The sequence below is a fragment of the Nocardia sp. CA-119907 genome (genome assembly GCF_050955995.1).
Classification (GTDB): Bacteria; Actinomycetota; Actinomycetes; order Mycobacteriales; family Mycobacteriaceae; genus Nocardia.
In genome coordinates, this window is record NZ_CP192091.1 from 2,921,112 (window position 1) to 2,938,919 (window position 17,808).

General features: G+C 66.3%; 20 protein-coding genes. 2 read left to right on the forward strand and 18 right to left on the reverse strand.

Features of this window, described 5'->3' with window-relative positions; all coding sequences use genetic code 11:
- Positions 1-63: 63 nt before the first annotated feature.
- The 5 genes from gndA to ACQP2D_RS12790 form a co-directional block, all read right to left on the reverse strand.
- Positions 64-1,509 carry an NADP-dependent phosphogluconate dehydrogenase gene (gene gndA / locus ACQP2D_RS12770; RefSeq protein ID WP_433683916.1) on the reverse strand — a complete coding sequence of 482 codons (1,446 nt, stop codon included), beginning with the start codon at positions 1,507-1,509 and terminating at the stop codon, positions 64-66.
- Between the two features lie 72 nt (positions 1,510-1,581).
- Positions 1,582-2,079: a GbsR/MarR family transcriptional regulator gene (locus ACQP2D_RS12775; protein ID WP_433683917.1), complete on the reverse strand. Its 498-nt coding sequence runs from the start codon at positions 2,077-2,079 to the stop codon at positions 1,582-1,584.
- Between the two features lie 309 nt (positions 2,080-2,388).
- Positions 2,389-3,297, reverse strand: coding sequence for a PaaX family transcriptional regulator (locus ACQP2D_RS12780; RefSeq protein WP_433683918.1), 909 nt, complete (start codon positions 3,295-3,297; stop codon positions 2,389-2,391).
- Positions 3,298-3,320: 23 nt separating this feature from the next.
- Complete coding sequence (locus tag ACQP2D_RS12785; protein ID WP_433683919.1) at positions 3,321-4,169, reverse strand: tryptophan 2,3-dioxygenase; 849 nt, start codon at positions 4,167-4,169, stop codon at positions 3,321-3,323.
- Positions 4,170-4,226: 57 nt separating this feature from the next.
- The gene (locus tag ACQP2D_RS12790) at positions 4,227-5,096 is read right to left on the reverse strand and encodes a helix-turn-helix transcriptional regulator (protein WP_433683920.1); all 870 of its coding nucleotides are present in this window, start codon (positions 5,094-5,096) and stop codon (positions 4,227-4,229) included.
- A 139-nt stretch (positions 5,097-5,235) separates the two neighbouring features.
- On the opposite strand from ACQP2D_RS12790, the gene ACQP2D_RS12795 reads away from it, so the two are divergent.
- On the forward strand, positions 5,236-6,012 hold the full coding sequence (locus ACQP2D_RS12795; RefSeq protein WP_433683921.1) for an NAD(P)H-dependent oxidoreductase: 777 nt from the start codon (positions 5,236-5,238) through the stop codon (positions 6,010-6,012).
- Positions 6,013-6,086: 74 nt separating this feature from the next.
- Here the strand turns inward: ACQP2D_RS12795 and ACQP2D_RS12800 are convergent, their stop codons facing one another.
- From ACQP2D_RS12800 to ACQP2D_RS12825, 6 genes are all read right to left on the reverse strand, one after another.
- Positions 6,087-6,671: a DUF3558 family protein gene (locus ACQP2D_RS12800; protein ID WP_433683922.1), complete on the reverse strand. Its 585-nt coding sequence runs from the start codon at positions 6,669-6,671 to the stop codon at positions 6,087-6,089.
- An 82-nt stretch (positions 6,672-6,753) separates the two neighbouring features.
- Complete coding sequence (locus ACQP2D_RS12805; protein ID WP_433683923.1) at positions 6,754-7,239, reverse strand: YbhB/YbcL family Raf kinase inhibitor-like protein; 486 nt, start codon at positions 7,237-7,239, stop codon at positions 6,754-6,756.
- A gap of 142 nt (positions 7,240-7,381) precedes the next feature.
- A complete protein-coding gene (locus ACQP2D_RS12810) occupies positions 7,382-7,954 on the reverse strand; it encodes an aminotransferase class I/II-fold pyridoxal phosphate-dependent enzyme (RefSeq protein WP_433685630.1) in 573 nt (190 codons plus the stop codon).
- A 295-nt stretch (positions 7,955-8,249) separates the two neighbouring features.
- The gene (locus ACQP2D_RS12815) at positions 8,250-9,683 is read right to left on the reverse strand and encodes an aspartate ammonia-lyase (RefSeq protein ID WP_433683924.1); all 1,434 of its coding nucleotides are present in this window, start codon (positions 9,681-9,683) and stop codon (positions 8,250-8,252) included.
- A 13-nt stretch (positions 9,684-9,696) separates the two neighbouring features.
- Complete coding sequence (locus tag ACQP2D_RS12820) at positions 9,697-10,764, reverse strand: asparaginase domain-containing protein (RefSeq protein WP_433683925.1); 1,068 nt, start codon at positions 10,762-10,764, stop codon at positions 9,697-9,699.
- Positions 10,761-12,242 (reverse strand): amino acid permease, encoded by a 1,482-nt coding sequence (locus ACQP2D_RS12825; protein ID WP_433683926.1) that lies wholly within the window; start codon positions 12,240-12,242, stop codon positions 10,761-10,763. Before ACQP2D_RS12825 ends, ACQP2D_RS12820 begins: the two co-directional genes overlap by 4 nt.
- Positions 12,243-12,445: 203 nt before the next feature.
- Between ACQP2D_RS12825 and ACQP2D_RS12830 the strand changes: the two genes are divergently transcribed.
- Complete coding sequence (locus ACQP2D_RS12830; protein ID WP_433683927.1) at positions 12,446-13,123, forward strand: FadR/GntR family transcriptional regulator; 678 nt, start codon at positions 12,446-12,448, stop codon at positions 13,121-13,123.
- A 174-nt stretch (positions 13,124-13,297) separates the two neighbouring features.
- Here the strand turns inward: ACQP2D_RS12830 and ACQP2D_RS12835 are convergent, their stop codons facing one another.
- The 7 genes from ACQP2D_RS12835 to ACQP2D_RS12865 form a co-directional block, all read right to left on the reverse strand.
- Positions 13,298-13,645 (reverse strand): Rieske (2Fe-2S) protein, encoded by a 348-nt coding sequence (locus ACQP2D_RS12835; RefSeq protein ID WP_433683928.1) that lies wholly within the window; start codon positions 13,643-13,645, stop codon positions 13,298-13,300.
- A gap of 232 nt (positions 13,646-13,877) precedes the next feature.
- Positions 13,878-14,627: a Mut7-C RNAse domain-containing protein gene (locus tag ACQP2D_RS12840; RefSeq protein WP_433683929.1), complete on the reverse strand. Its 750-nt coding sequence runs from the start codon at positions 14,625-14,627 to the stop codon at positions 13,878-13,880.
- Positions 14,624-15,781, reverse strand: a complete 1,158-nt coding sequence (locus tag ACQP2D_RS12845) for an FIST signal transduction protein (protein ID WP_433683930.1) — start codon at positions 15,779-15,781, stop codon at positions 14,624-14,626. The genes ACQP2D_RS12840 and ACQP2D_RS12845 overlap by 4 nt, the downstream gene beginning before the upstream one ends.
- A 132-nt stretch (positions 15,782-15,913) precedes the next feature.
- Positions 15,914-16,243 carry a ScnB gene (locus ACQP2D_RS12850; protein WP_433683931.1) on the reverse strand — a complete coding sequence of 110 codons (330 nt, stop codon included), beginning with the start codon at positions 16,241-16,243 and terminating at the stop codon, positions 15,914-15,916.
- Entirely contained in the window at positions 16,240-16,950 is a 711-nt protein-coding gene (gene scnC / locus ACQP2D_RS12855; RefSeq protein WP_433683932.1) for a thiocyanate hydrolase subunit gamma, read from the reverse strand. Before scnC ends, ACQP2D_RS12850 begins: the two co-directional genes overlap by 4 nt.
- Entirely contained in the window at positions 16,947-17,246 is a 300-nt protein-coding gene (locus tag ACQP2D_RS12860; protein ID WP_433683933.1) for an SH3-like domain-containing protein, read from the reverse strand. Before ACQP2D_RS12860 ends, scnC begins: the two co-directional genes overlap by 4 nt.
- Positions 17,243-17,668 carry a hypothetical protein gene (locus ACQP2D_RS12865; RefSeq protein ID WP_433683934.1) on the reverse strand — a complete coding sequence of 142 codons (426 nt, stop codon included), beginning with the start codon at positions 17,666-17,668 and terminating at the stop codon, positions 17,243-17,245. The genes ACQP2D_RS12860 and ACQP2D_RS12865 overlap by 4 nt, the downstream gene beginning before the upstream one ends.
- Positions 17,669-17,808 lie beyond the last annotated feature (140 nt).

Genomic DNA, 17,808 nt, shown 5'->3' on the forward strand with positions numbered 1-17,808 from the left:
TTACGAACGAGTCGACCCGTGTGCCAGCGCGCACGCCGGGCATGCGCGCTGGCGCGAGCGAGCTCAGTCCGCGGAGACCTCGCTGCGGTCGCCGCTCCACAGGGTGTGGTACTTGCCCGGCGCGTCGATCCGCTCGTAGGTGTGGGCGCCGAAGAAGTCGCGCTGGCCCTGGGTGAGTGCGGCCGGGAGCCGCTCGGCGCGCAGGGCGTCGTAGTACGACAGTGAGGACGCGAACGCGGGCACCGGGATGCCGAGCATGGTGGCGGTGGAGACCACGCGGCGCCAGCTGTCGATGGCCGTCTCGATCGCCTCGCGGAAGTACGGTGCCAGGATCAGGCTCGGCAGGGCCGGGTTCTGGTCGTAGGCCTCTTTGATGCGGTTCAGGAAGCGGGCGCGAATGATGCAGCCGCCGCGCCAGATGGTGGCGAGATCGCCGGGGTGCAGGTCCCAGTTGTATTCCACGCTGCCCGCGGCGATCTGGTCGAAGCCCTGGGCGTAGGCGACGATCTTCGACGCGTAGAGCGCCTGGCGGATGTCCTCGGTGAATTGCGCTGCGTCGGTGGGCTTTTCGCCCAGCTTGCCGGCGGCCAGACCGACCGCGGCCTTGCGCTGGGCACGCGAGCCCGACAGTGCCCGCGCGAAAACCGCCTCGGCGATGCCGGTGACCGGGATGCCCAGATCGAGTGCGGACTTCACGGTCCAGCGACCGGTGCCCTTCTGCTCGGCCGCGTCCACGATCACATCGACCAGCGGCTTGCCGGTCTTCGCGTCGACCTGCTCGAGCACCTCGGCGGTGATCTCGACGAGGTAGCTCTCCAGTTCGCCGGAGTTCCACTCGGTGAAGACGTCGGCGATCTGCTTGGCGTCGAAGCCCAGCGCGTCGCGGAACAGGTGGTAGGCCTCGCCGATCAGCTGCATATCGGCGTATTCGATGCCGTTGTGCACCATCTTGACGAAGTGGCCGGAACCGTCGGGGCCGATATGCGTGCAGCACGGCGTGCCGTCCACCTGCGCTGCAATGGATTCCAGCAGTGGTCCGAGGGATTCGTAGGACTCCTTCGGGCCACCGGGCATGATCGCGGGGCCGTTGAGCGCACCCTCCTCGCCGCCGGAGATGCCCGCGCCGACGAAGTTCAGCCCGCGCGCCTTCATCGCGGCCTCGCGGCGGATGGTGTCGGTGTAGAGCGCGTTGCCGCCGTCGATGATGATGTCGCCGGGCTCCATAGCGGCGGCCAGTTCCTCGATGACGGCGTCGGTCGGATCGCCCGCCTTGACCATGATCAGCACCCGGCGCGGCTTCTCCAGCGCCGCGACGAACTCCTCGATCGTCTCGGTGCGCACGAAGTTGCCGTCGCCACCGTGTTCGGCCAGCAGCGTGTCGGTCTTGGCGATGCTGCGGTTGTGCAGTGCCACCGTGTAGCCGTGCTTGGCGAAGTTGCGCGCGATATTGCTACCCATGACCGCGAGGCCGGTAACCCCGATCTGTGCGGATGCTGTTGCGGACGCCATGAATCAGCTCTCTCCGTTCGACGGGCGTTGTTACCTATCGTTCGAAGCTTAGTCACCCCCGGCGGCGATGATTCATCCGTGTCGCTCGGCCTTTCGCTGATGTTCGCGCCAGCGGGCGATGAGGCCGTGCATATCCTGCTGGACGAAGTCGAAGAAGTCGACGGCCTCGGTGAGTCGTTGCCCGGTCGGGGTGCCCGCGCCGAAGGTGTCGACGCCGTACTGCAGGTTGGCCTTCCATGCGTCGAGTGAGTCGTTACGCAGGGTGAGCACCGTTTCCCATACGTTGTCCCGAATGCGGTACTGGTCCTTGCGGGTGCGCGGCACCCGCTCCCGGGAGACGAATCCGAACTGCGCGAGGAAGCGGACCGCGCCCGAGATCGACGGCTGACCGACCTGTAGCGCTTCGGCGAGTTCGGCCGAGGTCATGACGCCTTTTTCGCTGATCAGCAGCTGTGCGAGGACCCGGGCGGCCATCGGTGGCACGCCGCTGGCCGCCATTGCTCCGCCGAGTCGTTCGACGAACGCTCGTGCTCCCTCCGATTCCGCCGTCGTCGCGTCTGTTGCCGTCATGGCGCAGAGCCTACTTGTTCAAGTTTCTGAACTATTGCAACTATCAGAGACTAGTAATAGCATCCGCCATGCCTCCCAACGAACGAGCCGACCGCACGTCGGACTCGAACCCGGCCCTGCTCGATGTCGTCGCAGCGGGCGACCTCTCCGGCACCCGGCGCTTCGGTGTACCGCCGGGAATGCGCTGGTGCAGGTGGGCTCTCGGTGTTTCCCTGCATGAGCCCATGGTGATCGCTTGTCCAACCGGAGGCTGGGGCGAGGAGTCGGGGCGGCGGCAGCGCCTCCGCGGGGAGTGCCGGGTTGGGGGTGCTATTGCCGGATCTGGTGCGGCTCGACCAGCGTTCGCACCCACTGGCGGCTTGGTTCTAGATAACGCTGGCGAGCCTCGGTGAACAGGTAAACGCTGGCCAGTCCTGGCCAGTTGAGCGGGAGCATCTCATCGGGTAGGCCGGGGTCGATGTAGGGGATGATTCGCCATTCGTCGAGCATGTGGGTGAAGTGCGTGAAGGCATTTCGGTCGCTGGTGTCGTCGAGTTCGAGGATCTTGCGGTGTCGCTGGTAGAAGGTTCGGTGCCGGGCTGCGAGATCGTCCAGGTTCCACCACTGCGCGGCGGCCTGTCGCACATTGCCGGGTACGACGGGGTCGGTGGCGCGGAACGACGTTACGTAGTCGTCGAGTGCCAAGGCGGTGATGATGGCGGCGGCCTCCGTCGCGAGGTACTCCGGATAGATCCACAGACCCGCCGAGACTGTGCCGCAGCCGATCGCGGTCAGTCGGCGCCGAAGTTGGTGTCTGGCGCCGCGTTCGGACTCCGGGATGCCGAAGGATAGGAGCCGCCAGGCATCACCCGGTGCCATCTGGCGGAATCCGAAGATGCGCGGGTCGCCGCGGGCGAACATGGCCAGTGCGGGCTCGGTCAACGCATAACCCGCACGTCCACTGCGGCTTTCGGCGCGCAGCACGCCCTTGGTCTTGAGGCGGGTGATCGCCGTGCGGGTGCTCGGTGCCGGAATGTCGAGTAGGGCCAGCAGTTCGGTGAAGTCCGCGATCGCGATCCACCCGCCGAGGTCGCGGACGTATGCGCCGAGCACGGTGCGGGCCAGCGAGGTCGCGCTCCCGGGCCGCCCGTCGATGTCATCCAGTACCGCGCCCGCGAGCTGCGGATCGGGCGTTCTCTCGCGGCGGGGCGAACGGTGGCTGGGGTGCTGAGCCGTCATGTGATTCGATCCGCCATTGCGGGTCAGTGTCCGGTCCAGGTGCGGACGGCGAAGAGTTCGGGGAAGTAGGTGTGTTCGAGTGCGCGTTGCAGGAATCCGGCGCCGCTCGATCCGCCCGTCCCGCCTTTTCTTCCGATGACGCGCAGCACGGTGCGCAGATGCCGGAACCGCCACAGCTGGAAGTTCTCCTCGAGGTCGACCAGTTCCTCGAATGCTTCGTACACGGACCAATGTTGTTCCGGCGCTTGGTAAATGGACTGGACCAAGGCGAGGAGTTCGCGGTCCAGGGTGTGGGCCTCGGTGACATCCCTTTCCAACATCGAGCGGGGCACATCGAGCCCGATGCGGGACAGGTGACGCCAGAAAGCGTCGTAAAGGGTCGGTTCGCGCAACAGCGTGGCCAGCTGAGCATGCGCCGCCGCATCGGATTCGAAGACCCGGAGCACCGCCGCGTTCTTATTGCCGAGGATGAACTCGATGGCGCGGTACTGATGGGACTGGAAGCCCGAAGAGTTCCCCAGGAAGCGGCGAAACTGCGCGTACTCGGTGGGTGTCAGCGTTGCCAGCACCGACCACTGCTCGGTCAGCGTTTTCTGGATGTGTTCGACCCGCGCAACACATTTCAGCGCGACCCCCATGTCGTCGGCATCGAAAGCCGCTCGCGCGGCCCGTATTTCATGCAGCACGAGCTTCAGCCACAGCTCAGTGGTCTGATGCTGAATAATGAACAGCAATTCATCATGGTGCTCCGGCCGACTGACCGGATGCTGCGCACTGAGCAACGTTTCGAGGTCCAGGTAGGCGCTGTAGCTCATGCGCGAACTGAAATCAGTGACGATGTCGTGTTCGAGTCCGTCACGGTGAATGGTCATCAGCGGCCTCGTTCTTTTGCGGTCCCGATTCACCGTATTACACCATCATGACGCCCGCTAGGATTGTGTCATATCGCGCTCCGATGACCGATCGAGAGTCCGGGCATCGGTAGCGCCGAGGCTGGCCAGCAGGCGCAAGTTGTCGTGGGATTCGGTACCGGGTTGGGCGGACAGGACAACAAGTTCGGTGCCGGTTTCCTCAGGGAGGGCGAAGTTTTCCTGGTGTAGGTCCAGGGTGCCGACCAGGGGATGGGCGAAGGCCTTGCGGCCGTGGGTCCGGGAGCGGACATCGGCGCGGGCCCACAGTTTGCGGAAGCGGTCGCTGTGCACGGCCAGTTCACCGATCAGGCCCGCCAGTTTCGGGTCGTCCGGATACTTGCCCGCGGCCAAGCGCAGATGGCCGACCGTATCGCGGGTGCAGACATCCCATTCGGCATAGAGCGAGCGGCCCTCGTCGTCGGGGTCGTCCAGGAAGATGTGCCGGGCGATATTCAGACCCTTCATCGGACTGTGTCCGTATAGCAGTTCCGCGAGCTGGTTGCCCGCCACCACGTCGAGGCGGTGATCGACGATGAACGCGGGCGCATCGGGGATGAGGTCCAGCACCCGCAGCAACTCGGGACGGACGCGGACATTCGGTGCCGACCTCGCCGGGCGCTGCGGGCGGCGTGCCAGCCGGTGCAGGTGCTCGCGCTCCACCTCGTCGAGGCCGAGAACCCGGGCCAGCGCATCGAGCACCTGCGCCGACGGCTGCCGGGCCCGCCCCTGCTCCAAGCGCACGTAATAGTCGACGCTCACCCCGGACAGGTGCGCGACCTCCTCACGGCGCAGTCCCGCCACTCGCCGGCGCGAATCGGTGGCAATGCCCACCGACCCCGGATCCACCCGCGATCGCCGCGTGCGCAGGAAGTCGGAGAGATCGTCCATCCCTCCAGTATTGCCATGGGTTCGCGGCGCGAGGGTGGTCCTGCCGATACCAGGAAGTCCCGTCCGATGGATGAAGCGTCTCTGAACGGCGGGCCCGCCGACTCCCAGGATCGAACACATCCGATCCGAAGGAGCAGCAATGCGGACACTCATCGTCCACGCCCACCCCGAATCGCGGTCGCTCAATGGCGCACTCAAGGACATCGCGGTCACCACCCTGCGCGAAGCCGGGCACGAGGTGCAGGTCAGTGACCTGTACGCGATGCGATGGAAGCCGTCGGTCGACGCCGACGACTTCGGCGCGACCAGCAGCCCGCTGCGGGTCGCGCAAGACTCCGGTCACGCCTACGACACCGGGACACTCACCGCCGATATCGCGGCCGAGCAGGAAAAACTGCGCTGGGCCGATACGGTGATCCTGCAATTCCCGCTGTGGTGGTACTCGATGCCCGCGATCCTCAAGGGCTGGGTCGACCGGGTCTTCACCTACCACTTCGCCTATGGCGTCGGCGAACACAGCGACACCCGCTATGGCGATCGCTACGGCGAGGGCACCCTCGCGGGCAAGCGGGCCATGCTGTCGGTGACGATCGGCGGCCGCGAACCGCATTACACCGACCGCGGAATCAACGGCCCCATCGACGATCTGCTCTTCCCGATCCAGCACGGCATCCTCTACTACCCCGGTATGGACGTGCTGCCGCCGTTCGTGACATACGGCGCGGATCGGATATCGCCAGCGGACTTCACCGATGTCGCCAAGGCATGGGAGCAGCGGTTGCTATCGATCGAGCAGACCGATCCGATCGCCTTCCGCACCCAGAACGGCGGCGATTACGAAATGCCCGCCCTGCGCCTGCGCGAGGGGCTGGAAGCCAAGGGCCGCACGGGTTTCGGGCTACACGTGCGTGCTTGATTTCGCGAATCGCATGGCGTGCCCGCGCCGCTGATCGGCGATCACCGGGCACCCCTGCGCCGCTGCCGGTGCGGTCACCGCAGATGCGCCAGCACCGCCGTGGCGACATCGGTGCCCAATGCGCAGCTGTCGATGGCGGGCGCCGGGCTGCTTCCGGCGCCCGCAATGGCGACTTCGATGGTGAACGACGCATCGGCCGCCACGGCGACCGTGATCGTGCACCCCGCCTCCTTGCCGTTCGGGAGCGATTCCCGAGTCCGGACGGCTCGCTGTCCCGCGACGGATATCTCCGTCGCACCCGGTGCGGGCGGCAGCGGTGTCGTCAGGTCGGAGGACGGATGGGGATAGAAGCTCAGTCCGATGGTGTGCGTCATCCAGAAGCATCCACCCGGCGCACCGGGTTGTGCGGATCCGGCGGCGGTGACCACGAAGCTGGCCCTATCCGTCTCGTCGAGGGCGTCGCAGGGATGAGTCGCGAGTTCGGCGAAGGTGCGTGGGACCGATGAATTCGCCACCGACGTGCTGGCCGTCGACGGATGCGATTCGTGCGGGCCGGAGTCCCGGGCGCCGGGCCCGCAACCGGTTGCTGCTCCGAGGACCACGAGCAGCCCAACTGCCGTGAGCGAGTATCGGTTTCCGGTATGGCAACGCGAAAGCATGATCGGCCCCTCCCGAAGCGCGTACACATGATACTGCGCTTGCGCTACATCGCATGCCGACCGGTCGGAGCTCGTGGGCGAGTCAGCGGGCGAACAGCCCGACAAGGGTGCCGCTGGCGACGACGTGTTCGGTGATATCCGATCGGATCACGTCGGCGCTGGTTTCCTCGGTGAACCCGAGCGCTTGGTCGAGCGCGTAGAGGCGGAAGAAGTACCGGTGTGGGTCGTCGCCCTTGGGCGGACGCGGACCGCTCCAGCCGATTTCGCCGAAATCATTGCGACCCGCGACGGCAGGCAGTGGTGACGCTTCCGCACGGACACCGATGGTCGTCGGTGCGATGCCGGTCAGGACCCAGTGTGTGAACGGGCCACCCGGTGCGTCCTGGTCCTCGCACAGCAGGACCAACTCCACGGCGTCGTCGGGGATGCCGTGCCACTCCAGCGGCGGGGAGACATTTCCGCCATCGTATGAGTAGCGCTCGGGAATCGTCGTGTGGTCGCTGAACGCGGTACTGCGCAGCTCGGCCCGCACCGGGGTCCGTTGCACGTGGCTACCAGGATTCGCCATCGTCTTCCTCCCGTCGATTGTGCTTGCGTTGCCCGCGAGGGATCGGAGCGCGGCGGCCGCGCTCGCCGAGCAGGGGCATTGTGCGAGTTACCACTGAGCGATCTGCTAAACCGCCGCGCTGTGCGATCCATCGTCGAGCAGGTCAGATCAGTGCCAGCTCCTCGGCGAGGATCTTGCCCGTGTCGCGAATCTGATCCTCGGTATGGCATGCGGTAACGAAGAACCGCAGGCGAGCGAGGTTGTCCGGGACGGCGGGATACAGGATCGGATTGACGTTGATACCGCGCTTCAGCAGCGCATTGGACAGTTTCAGCGTCTTCAGCGAGTCGCCGACGATACACGGGATGATGGGGGTGTCCTGGCTGTCACCGGTATTGATTCCGGCGTCGCGGGCCAGGCGCAGGAACAGCCGCGCATTGCGCTCCAGTCGATCGAGCGGTTCGCGGTCGGCCCGCAGTTGACGGATGGCCGCCAAGGATGCGGCCGCATTCATCGGCGTCATGCCGACGCTGTAGACGAATCCCGGCGTGGTGTATTTCAGGAAGCGGATCAGTTCGGCGCTGCCCGCCACATAGCCACCGCAACCGGCCAGTGCCTTCGACATCGTGCCCGCCCACAACTCGACATCGCCGCGGTCGACGCCGAAGTGCTCACCGATCCCGCCGCCGCGCGCGCCGAGTACGCCGATGCTGTGTGCCTCGTCGATCATCAGCAGCGCCTGGTGCCTGCCTCAGGTATCCGCCCAGCAAACCCGAGGGTGTGCCGTCCGTACCCTGGGTGTATCCGCACGCCCATCCACGCGGTCGCGATACGGGCGAGGGCGTGCAGTGCCCACCATTACCTCGACGTCGTCCTTACGTGGATCGAGCCCCGGTGTCTGCGGAAAGCCGACAACGGCTTCGGCCAGTGCGACACATGCTCGGCAGCCCCCGCACCCGACCCGGAGGGATTCAGATGTGCCCCTGCAGCGGCACGTCCTCCCCGGACAGCCAGGAGCTGATACCAGCTATTCACGTCCACTGCTGCACTGCACCTTCGGTCGCCGGACGCGAAAGTCCGGCGAGGCGGTGCGGTGCCAGCAGTGCCTTCACGATGTCGGCCGAAAGCAGGCCGAGTTCGGTGGCGATCTCCTCGACGGGGCGGCCGGTGTGCAATGCCTGCTTGGCGATTCGGGCGCTGGCGGCGTATCCGATGTGTGGGGTGAGGGCGGTGACAATGCCGATCGAGCGCCGGACGCCCTGTTCCAGATGTTCGCGGTGCGGGGTTATGCCCGCGATACATCTGGTCGCGAGGGTGTCGACGGCGGCGGTCAGATGTGCGGTGGTGCGCAGCATGCTGTAGGCGATGATCGGCTCGAAGGCGTTGAGCTGGAGCTGGCCCGCCTCGGCGGCGATGGTGACGGTCATATCGTTGCCGATGGCCGCGAACGCGACCTGGTTGACGACCTCGGGGATGACCGGGTTGACCTTGCCGGGCATGATCGAGGACCCGGCCTGGACCGGGGGCAGGCTTATCTCACCGAGGCCGGTCGTCGGCCCCGAGGACATGAGCCGCAGGTCATTGCAGATCTTGGACAGCTTGACGGCGACGCGTTTGACGATCCCGGAGACCTGTACGAAGGCGCCGCAATCCTGGGTGGCCTCGATGAGGTCGGCGGCCGATATCACCGGAATGCCGGTGAGCTCACTGAGATGGGTGCAGGCCAGCGCCGGATAGTCGGGGTGCCCGTTGATCCCGGTGCCGATCGCGGTGCCTCCGAGGTTGCACTCGCGTAGCAGCGCGGTGCCCTCGCCGAGGCGGGCGCAGTCCTCGCGCACCATGATGGCGAAGGTGCAGAACTCCTGCCCGAGCGTCATGGGTACCGCGTCCTGCAGCTGGGTGCGGCCCATCTTGATGACCTCGGCGAATTCGATTGCCTTGCCGTCGAATTCGGTTGCCAACCGGCCCAATGCCGCCACCAGGTCGTGGATGTGGTGCACGACGGCGAGTTTCACAGCGGTCGGATAGACGTCATTGGTGGATTGGCCGAGGTTCACGTGGTCGAGCGGGTCGAGTTCGGTGTAGGCGCCGCGGTCGTGGCCGAGCAGTTCCAGCGCGCGATTGGCGATGACCTCGTTGGCATTCATATTCGTCGAAGTCCCGGCCCCGCCCTGGACGGGATCGATGGGGAATTGGTCGTGCAGCGCGCCGCCGCGGATCTCGTCGCAGGCGGTATCGATCGCGTCGGCGCGGCGCTCATCGAGCAGACCGAGGTCCCGATTGGCGCGGCAGGCGGCCTGTTTGACCGCGGCGAGCGCGGTGATCAGGGCCGGATAGTTGCCGATGCGATCGCCCGTGATGGCGAAATTGTCCAGCGCGCGGGCGGTGTGGACGCCCCAGTAGGCATCGCGCGGCACCTCATGGGTGCCGAGGGAATCGCGTTCGGTGCGGGTGCCTTCGATCATCAAAAGCTCCTGTTCAGTTGTGTGTCGGATTCGGGAGCGACTGTGTCGCATGATGATTCGAGAGTTCGCCGAGCAGATTGGTGGTCATCCACCGGCGCAGTTCGCCACCGGATATGCCGAGGTCGACCAGGTACGCCAGCTTCGCGAGCGCGGCCTCCCTGGTCATATCGCCACCACCGATGGCGCCGGCGGCGCGCAGGGCTCGGCCGGCCTGATAGCGGTCGAGATCCACTGCGCCGCTGTCACAGTGGGTGATGACGACCACGGAAGTCCCGCGTGTGGTCGCCGCCCGAATGGCCGCGACCGTGGCGTCACCGTGCCGTGGCAGCGTGCCGGATCCGTAGCATTCGAGGACGAGTCCGCCGCGATAGTGGCGCAGTGCCGCGTCGAGCAGGTCCGGATCCATACCGGGGAAGACGGCGAATAGTCCGACCGGTGGACTGTCCGAGCGCGGCTGCGTCCCGGGCAGCCTGGGCGGTGTCGGCGGCGGTGTGAACCCCCGGACTGTGGTGAATCCGTCGTAGTGGTCGCAGGCGCGTTTGCTGGCCCGCACTGCGGGATGCAGCGACGTACCGAAGGCGATGAAAGCTCCCGGAACCGGTTGGGCGGCAATATGGTTCAACGCAAGCCTCAGGTTGCTCGCGGCATCGCTGCCGCGCTGACCAAGCGGGATCTGGGCGCCGGTGAGTACGACCGGCGCGTCCAGATCGTGCAGTTCGAATGCCATCCGCGCACCCACGTAGGCCATCGTGTCCGTGCCGTGCACGACGATGATCCCGTCGGGGCGCCGTCGCGCGATACCGGAGCGCACCCGTTCGGCGATCCGGCGCGCGGTGCCTGCGCCCGCATCGGCACTGTCGATGACCTGCTCGAGCTCGGTGTACTCGAATCGAACCGCGATACCACTCGTGCGCTCGAATTGTCCGACGACATCGGCGATCTCGCTGCCGAGGCCCCGGCGGGGTCGCAGGCCGGCACCGTGATCGACCATCCCGAACGTTCCGCCGGTGTAGAGGATGTCGACAGTGACCGGCGAAAGCAGGTGCGGCACAGTCGCAACCGGCAGCTCGCGAGCGGTCACGCGGGCACCGATCCGTCCGCGGCGGTGCCGGGCCGCTCGATGGGAGCGAGGACATCCGGATCGAGCCGTCCGCGCACCCGGAACCAGCCAGCGACCATGGCAGCGACGACGAGCAGGAACGCCGCCAGGGTGATGCGGCCGATCTCATCGTCGAAGAACATCAGCACGATCACCGCGGCCAGGAAGCCGAGCGTGAGAATGTTGAGCACCGGCGCGAACGGCAGCCGGAAGGCGGGCCGGTCGTAGTGCCCCTGCTGGGCTCTGCGCACGAAGATCCAGTGGCAGATCATGATCGAGGCCCAGGTGCCGACAATGCCGAGTCCGGCCAGGTTCAGCACGATCTCGAAGGCCTTGTGCGGCATGGCCAGATTGAGCACCACCCCGGCGATGCCGACCACACTGGTGATCAGGATCCCGCCGTACGGGGCGCCGCTGCGATTCATCCGCTGTGCGAAGCGCGGCGCGGCGCCCGCCACCGCCATCGAGCGCAGGGTGCGGCCGGTCGCGTAGAGCCCCGCGTTCAGACTCGACATCGCCGCGGTGAGCACCACCAGATTCATGACATCGCCCGCGTGTGGGATGCCGACCGAGCTCATCACCGTGACGAACGGACTTTCACTGGAAGAGTAGGCCGTCCACGGCAGCAGCAGCGTGAACAGGATGACCGATCCGGCGTAGAACAGGATGATCCGCCACATGATGGAGTTCACCGCGCGCGGCACCACGGCCCGCGGATCATCGGATTCGCCCGCCGCGACACCGATCATCTCGGTACCACCGAATGCGAACACCACCCCGAGGGCGATGGTGAGCATGGGCGCCAGGCCGCGCGGGAAAAGCCCGCCGTGGTCGGTGATCGTCGAGATGCCGGCGACATTGTCGCCCACCGATGTTCCGGTGACGATGAACCCGACGGCCAGCGCCATGAACACGATGATGGTCCCGACCTTGACCAGCGCGAACCAGAATTCCAGTTCGCCGAACAGCCGCACCGACACCACATTGAGCCCGACGACGACCGTGAGCGCGATCAGCGCGAGCACCCACTGCGGCACGGGTACGAAGAACGACCAGAAGTGCGCGTACAGCGCGACCGCCGTGATGTCGGCGACGAGCGTCGTCGACCAGTTCAAGAAGTACAGCCAACCCACCGAATACGCCCCGCGTTCACCGAGGAATTCGCGGGCATAGGACACGAACGCTCCCGATGACGGCCGGTACATCACCAGTTCGCCGAGCGCGCGCACCACCATGAACGTGAAGATCCCGCACACGATGTAGACGAGGGCGAGGGAGGGGCCGGCCAGCGCCATTCGGCCGCTGGCGCCGAGGAACAACCCGGTGCCGATCGAACCGCCGATCGCGATCATCTGCATATGGCGCTTGCGCAGCCGCTTCTGGTAGCCGAGGTCGCCGATATCGATGCGCGACTGGGGCGCGATGGCGGTGGCGGTCGACTGTTGGTCGTGGTCTTGCATCGAAACCTTCCATGGGCCGGATCCAGCCTCCGCGGATGGGCGGGCTCAGCGCTTCGGAGCGCTGAGGAGTAAGGCTGTCAGGCTGTCAGACAGGTTGACTGTAACGGGGGTCACAGCGGCTGTCAACGCGGGTCCGCCAGTGGCCGATACCCGCTGGAACGAGCATTTTGACGCCATATCGCGGAAGTCTCCATACTGGTCGCGTGACAGTCGAAGAGGGATACGTGCAGCGCATCGGCGCCACCGAGGCGGTCTTTCGTCGGCTGAAGAGTCTCATCCAGAGCGAGGACTACGCGGTGGGCGACCGCCTGCCGGCGGAGCTGGCGCTGGCCAAGCAGTTCGGCGTGAGCCGACCGGTGGTCCGCGAGGCACTGCATGCCTGCGCGATCCTCGGACTCACCGAAACCCATACCGGCCGAGGCACTTTCATCGTCTCCAAGAATGCCGATACGCAGCCGACCTTCGCGGGTGTCGGCGCCGATGACCTGATCGAGGCGCGACGGCTCGTCGAGATACCGGCCGCCGGTTTCGCCGCCGAGCGGCGCACGCTGGACCAGGTGCGGCTGCTGTTCGAGATCCTCGACAAGCTGGCGACGGCCACCGATGCGCAGGACTGGGTGCGCTACGACGGCGAACTGCACACCGCCATCGCGGCCGCCAGCGGTAACACCATGCTCGCCGCCATGGTCGCCGACACTCGCCGCGCGCTGGACCTACAGTCGGAATTCCTCAATCTGACCCAGGACCGCCGCACCGATTCCGACCGCGAGCACGAGGCCATCGTGCGCGCCATCGAGGCCGGTTCGCCGGAGTCCGCACGCGCCGCGATGACCGATCACCTGGAGCGAGTGGCCGCGACGGTGGCCCGCATCGGCGCCTGACGCCAACGCTCAGAGCGACAGCGCTCCGTGCGAATTCCCGGTCGTCGCTCGTGGTTGGGCAGTACCTCTCGCGCGACGAAAACCCCTCCGGCGGTGTGGGATTCGGGTGACCCGACGTCAAGACCTGCTCGGCGGGGTAGGTGCGCAGACCGGACCGAGCCCGGCTGGTCGGATCTACTCGACCACGATGTCGTCGCCCGAAAACGTCACCCTGCCGCGTCCGAGCGGCCACACCTTGGTCAGCGTCGTGTACATGGTGCCGAGCCCGGGGATCTTCGCGAAGATCTGCTGCGGCCCGCGCACCATGTGCCCAGTCTGCACGTCGTAGGCAGCCTGATGCCATGGACAGACGAGTCGGCCGTTCTCGATCGACCCGCCCGCGAGATCGGCCCGCAGATGTCGGCACCGGCGCGTGACCGCGAAGTATTCACCGTCGATATTTCCGACGGCATACGGGCCCGCGCCGGTCACGGTTCCCGGAGGTAGGTCCTCGACCGAGCACACCTTGATCTGCTTCGTCATGCTTTTCTCCCGTTCGAGCCACAAGAAGATGGATCTGGCTGGAGGACGGCATCGAGCCGGTGACCGGTGACAACGTCAGCGGCTACGCACGCGCCACCGCGCTCAACGCGGCGGCACCGGTCGGCCGAGGCCGACGAGCGGATAGCGGATGCAGCACCATCTGGTTCAACACTAGATTCCGACCGCGGCATCGGTGTCGAAATAGCCCGGCCGTGTCACCACGACACCGGTGTCAGGATCGAGTCAGCTCGCTGCGGATCGCCTCGACCGTGGCATCGAGCCGACGCTGGTGCGAGCCCTGCCAGTAGACCCGCCCGCAGCCGTGGCACCGCCGAAACGTGTCGTAATGGCGGCGGGTGAGCGGCTCCAGCAGATCTTCGACCTCGGCTTTGGCGACCGCGACGACGGCGCCACCGCAGCGCAGGCAGCGGGTGAACGGTGCGAGTTGCTCGCCGAGGTCGAGCCGCCGGATCACCTCGACGATCTGATCGACCGGCCGGTCCGAGCGGATGTACACGCCGTGAGTTACGTTGCGCCGCTTCAGCAGTCCGCGGTCGCGGGTGAGCAGGGTCCGATGCTCGGCCGCCGACAGTTCGGCGAGTGCGGCATCCTCGGCGTCCCACGGACAGCGCACGTCCAAGCCCATCAGCCGCATCAGCTTGGCAAGGCCGCCGAGATTGACATCGACAACGAAGCGCGGCTCGCGCAGCGGGCGAGGACGCACCTTGGTGACCGGGCCGATATCCAGGCTCTCGAACACCGGATAGGCGGTGATCCGATCGCCGTCGTGCGGACGCTTGTCGAAGGCCACCGGGTGCCCGTTGACCAGGACCAGGTCGACCTCGGTGTGCGGAATGCCAGCCGCCTCGATGACATCCTTCACAGTCTGGTGCGAACGAAACTGTCGGCGCTGCACCGTGTATCGCTCGCCGGGCCGCAGGAAGTCGTTCAGTTCGGCGTAGACCCGCATATCGACGCTCATTCGGTGAAGACCGCCATCGACGCCGTGAATCCGTGCAACGCATTGCGGCCCGCGATGGGACCGATCTCGCCCGCGGCGAAGAAGCCCGCGAGCGGTATGCCGTCGAGCAGGTCCTCGATGGTCGCGGCGTCGTGGTCGGCGACCCCGAACATCCGCCGACCGCGTCCGTTGCAGGTGAACAGCAATGCACCGGCCGGGCGTCCCGGCAGATCCGAACCCATGTGAACGAGGGCCGCCCGCAGATCCTCGTCCGCCCCGACCGCGTCGCGGACCTGGAACTGCACGGTCGTGCCGACCTCGACGAGCTCACCGATTTCGATCGCGCCGCTGGACGGGTCGGCACCGAGCAGGCCGCGGATCAGGAAATCGCCCTGTCCGGGCGTCGCCAGATGTTCGTCGACCACTATTCCGATCTGCAGCCCGCGCGTCACCAGTTCCTGCTGGTCGGGCGGCAGCGCCTCGACCATCTCGCGCAACCGATCGAACGGTGGGCGGCCGCCCAGTTCGGTGATCAGCGCACCACGCGCGCCGGTGACGATATACGGGTACCCGATCGGACGGCAGCCCTGCGACACGATGGGGACACTGTGCAGGCCGGGCAGTCGCACGCCGACGGCACCGGAGGTCACCAGCTCATGGTCGCAGAACAGTCTGCTGCCGCCGGGCCACTGCGCGCCGCTCACCAGCCCGCCCATCACGGTGGTGCCGGGCAGATCGGTGTTCAAGTGCTGGAGCAGTATGTCGGCGGGGAAGGAGAACGGGTCGGGCAGCAGCAGGTGGAAGTCGCGCGCGGCCTTGTCGAAGCGGTAGCCCGCGAGTAGCCCTCCGGCGGTCGTGCGGACGAAGTCGAGCTGGAAGGTCTCTGCGGCGGACGGCAATCCCGACGCCAGCCATACCACCACCGCGGGCTCGTCCTCGATCTCGCGGCGGCCCGCCACGATCGCCTGTGCCACACATCCGATGAGTGCTGGCACCCGGACCGCCTCGTGGACTCCGGCGAGTACGGCGGCGGCCTCGTCGGTGTGTGCTCGTGACGCCAGCAGCACAGCAAGCGATGGCGACTCGCCCGCGATCTGCTCGCGCGCGATCGCTGCGGCCTCCACGCCCGCCTGCCGCGCTCGCGGCGCGGTGGAGAGTCCGACTCCGATCCGCACCCTTCCATCGTAGCGACCCCTGCCATACGGTAGGAGTTGTTGCCGCAGAACGTATTTCCGCAGCCACCATGACCAAAATGGTCACCGCCCCGGCCCAGCCGACCGCAGGGATACTACGAATCCTCAGGACGGTTACTCCCGGTTGAACCGCGTCCGAATCACCTCCATCCGCATACGCAGTTCCTCCGGGGTGATCAATCCACGATCCATCAGCGTGTGGGCCGTGACGACGACCGATCGGGTCCGTACCGGAAAGTCGCGGTAGACCGTCTCACCGAGCGCATCCTCGGCATGGCGGCGTTCCAGGTTGTCCAATGCCCCGCGCCAGGACAGGCATTCGCAGGTTGCCTGCATGCTCGACTCCCACGGGTCGGGCTTTCGGTCCAGCTCCGGCAGGGTGCGCTCGCGCCCGGACGTGGGGTCCAGCGTGTCCAACAGGACTTCGTACGGACCATTGTTCATCGCTGCCCGCCCTTGCTCGTGGCGGCCCGGACCTGGTTCGGTGGCACCTGTGCGGTCCAGTCGACCTGGGGCAGCGCCACGCCGATCATCGTGTCCCTGGTGACGATGGCCGCGAGTTGTTCCTCGGTCCAGCCCTCGGTGCCTTCGGGGCGCATCGGCATCACCATGAAACGGGACTTCTGGTTCGAGTCGTGCACGCGGACCTCGACGTCGGGCGGGAAGTGCAGCCCGAATTCGGCGAGCACCTCACGGGGCCAACGCACCAGGCGCCGACGGTAGTTGGGGGTGCGATACCAGTCCGGAGACATTCCGAGAACCGGCCGCGGATAGCACGAACACAGCGTGCACACAATCACGTTGTGCACCTTGGGCGTGTTCTCCAGCACGTAGAAATTGGTGTAGTCGCTCGGCGTTCCGGAGCCGGTCGGGTCACGCCAGTCGATGCCGACTTCCCTACAGGTCTCGGTCCCGTCGGCGAGCAGGCGCGCCTTGAAATCCGGGTCCGCCCACGCCTTCGCGACCAGTTTCGAACCGCCGTGCGGACCGACCGATTCGGCCCATTCCGAGAACCGTCGGTGGTCTTCCTGTGAGAACAGGCCTTTTTCGATGGCGAGTTCGCGAATCGCGGTCTCCAGGACCTCGAACTCGCTGATCTCGCCGCTCGTCTCGATCGGTGCGTGTGGCCCGTGATCGTGGGTCCGACTCACTTGGAATCCTCCTCCGCTGGTTCTAGCCAGTGCTCGGACATCTCCGTCTCCAGGGTGTCGACGTCGAAACCGGTGTATTTGGGCCACAGGTCTATCTGGCGGAACCGGACAACGTAGAACGGTTCGAAGCGGCCGTTGTCCCGTCCCCACGCCTCGTCCTCGGGAATCACCCACTCGGGTCGGTTCTCGACGACGACACCTGTCCGCCCGCGGGTGTAGGCCTGGGTGCGGGTGTGGAACATCGATGTCGCGTCTCGCACCCGGACGCGATCGCCGATCCGGTACTTCCTGGTCATGTCCGCGCCTCCATCCGTGCGCGTACCTCGTCCACTTTCGCCGACAGTTCGTCCGGGGTGATCAAACCCTTGTTGATCAGGACCTTCGCGGCGACGGTCGCCCAACGCGCGTAATAGGGCAGACCGAAGTACAGCGTCGCACCGAGGTCGTTCTCGGCGCGGCGGCGTTCCTCGGAATTCCACACGCCCCGCCAGCCGAGGCATTCGCAGGTGACGTAGGTGTTCATCTCCCAGGGTTCTTCGACTTTTTCCTTGTACTCGATCGGTACATCCGGCTGTCCGCCGACGTCGTGCAGAACGTGCCGCAGCGCGGCGAACAGTTCATTCGAAATCTCGTACGGCGAGTCCAGCGGCTTGCGGAACACTGGAGCGATATCTGCGACACGGCTTTGCATTTCGTCGAATCGGTTCGGTGAACTCATGAGGTCTCCGTAGTGACGGATCCGGTTTCCCCGACAGGTGATTGCATACGGCGCACACCCGGCTATCCAGCAACGATGCCCACGGCGACGAGTGCCGAGCGAACCCCTTCACTCGTCGAGACGGGCGTGTGAACGAGCGC

Coding starts and splice junctions, on each gene's coding strand:
- gndA (WP_433683916.1), bottom strand. CDS start 1,509: ATGGCGTCCGCAACAGCATCCGCACAGATCGGGGTTACCGGCCTCGCG.
- ACQP2D_RS12775 (WP_433683917.1), bottom strand. CDS start 2,079: ATGACGGCAACAGACGCGACGACGGCGGAATCGGAGGGAGCACGAGCG.
- ACQP2D_RS12780 (WP_433683918.1), bottom strand. CDS start 3,297: ATGACGGCTCAGCACCCCAGCCACCGTTCGCCCCGCCGCGAGAGAACG.
- ACQP2D_RS12785 (WP_433683919.1), bottom strand. CDS start 4,169: ATGACCATTCACCGTGACGGACTCGAACACGACATCGTCACTGATTTC.
- ACQP2D_RS12790 (WP_433683920.1), bottom strand. CDS start 5,096: ATGGACGATCTCTCCGACTTCCTGCGCACGCGGCGATCGCGGGTGGAT.
- ACQP2D_RS12795 (WP_433683921.1), top strand. CDS start 5,236: ATGCGGACACTCATCGTCCACGCCCACCCCGAATCGCGGTCGCTCAAT.
- ACQP2D_RS12800 (WP_433683922.1), bottom strand. CDS start 6,671: ATGCTTTCGCGTTGCCATACCGGAAACCGATACTCGCTCACGGCAGTT.
- ACQP2D_RS12805 (WP_433683923.1), bottom strand. CDS start 7,239: ATGGCGAATCCTGGTAGCCACGTGCAACGGACCCCGGTGCGGGCCGAG.
- ACQP2D_RS12815 (WP_433683924.1), bottom strand. CDS start 9,683: ATGATCGAAGGCACCCGCACCGAACGCGATTCCCTCGGCACCCATGAG.
- ACQP2D_RS12825 (WP_433683926.1), bottom strand. CDS start 12,242: ATGCAAGACCACGACCAACAGTCGACCGCCACCGCCATCGCGCCCCAG.
- ACQP2D_RS12835 (WP_433683928.1), bottom strand. CDS start 13,645: ATGACGAAGCAGATCAAGGTGTGCTCGGTCGAGGACCTACCTCCGGGA.
- ACQP2D_RS12840 (WP_433683929.1), bottom strand. CDS start 14,627: ATGAGCGTCGATATGCGGGTCTACGCCGAACTGAACGACTTCCTGCGG.
- ACQP2D_RS12850 (WP_433683931.1), bottom strand. CDS start 16,243: ATGAACAATGGTCCGTACGAAGTCCTGTTGGACACGCTGGACCCCACG.
- ACQP2D_RS12860 (WP_433683933.1), bottom strand. CDS start 17,246: ATGACCAGGAAGTACCGGATCGGCGATCGCGTCCGGGTGCGAGACGCG.
- ACQP2D_RS12865 (WP_433683934.1), bottom strand. CDS start 17,668: ATGAGTTCACCGAACCGATTCGACGAAATGCAAAGCCGTGTCGCAGAT.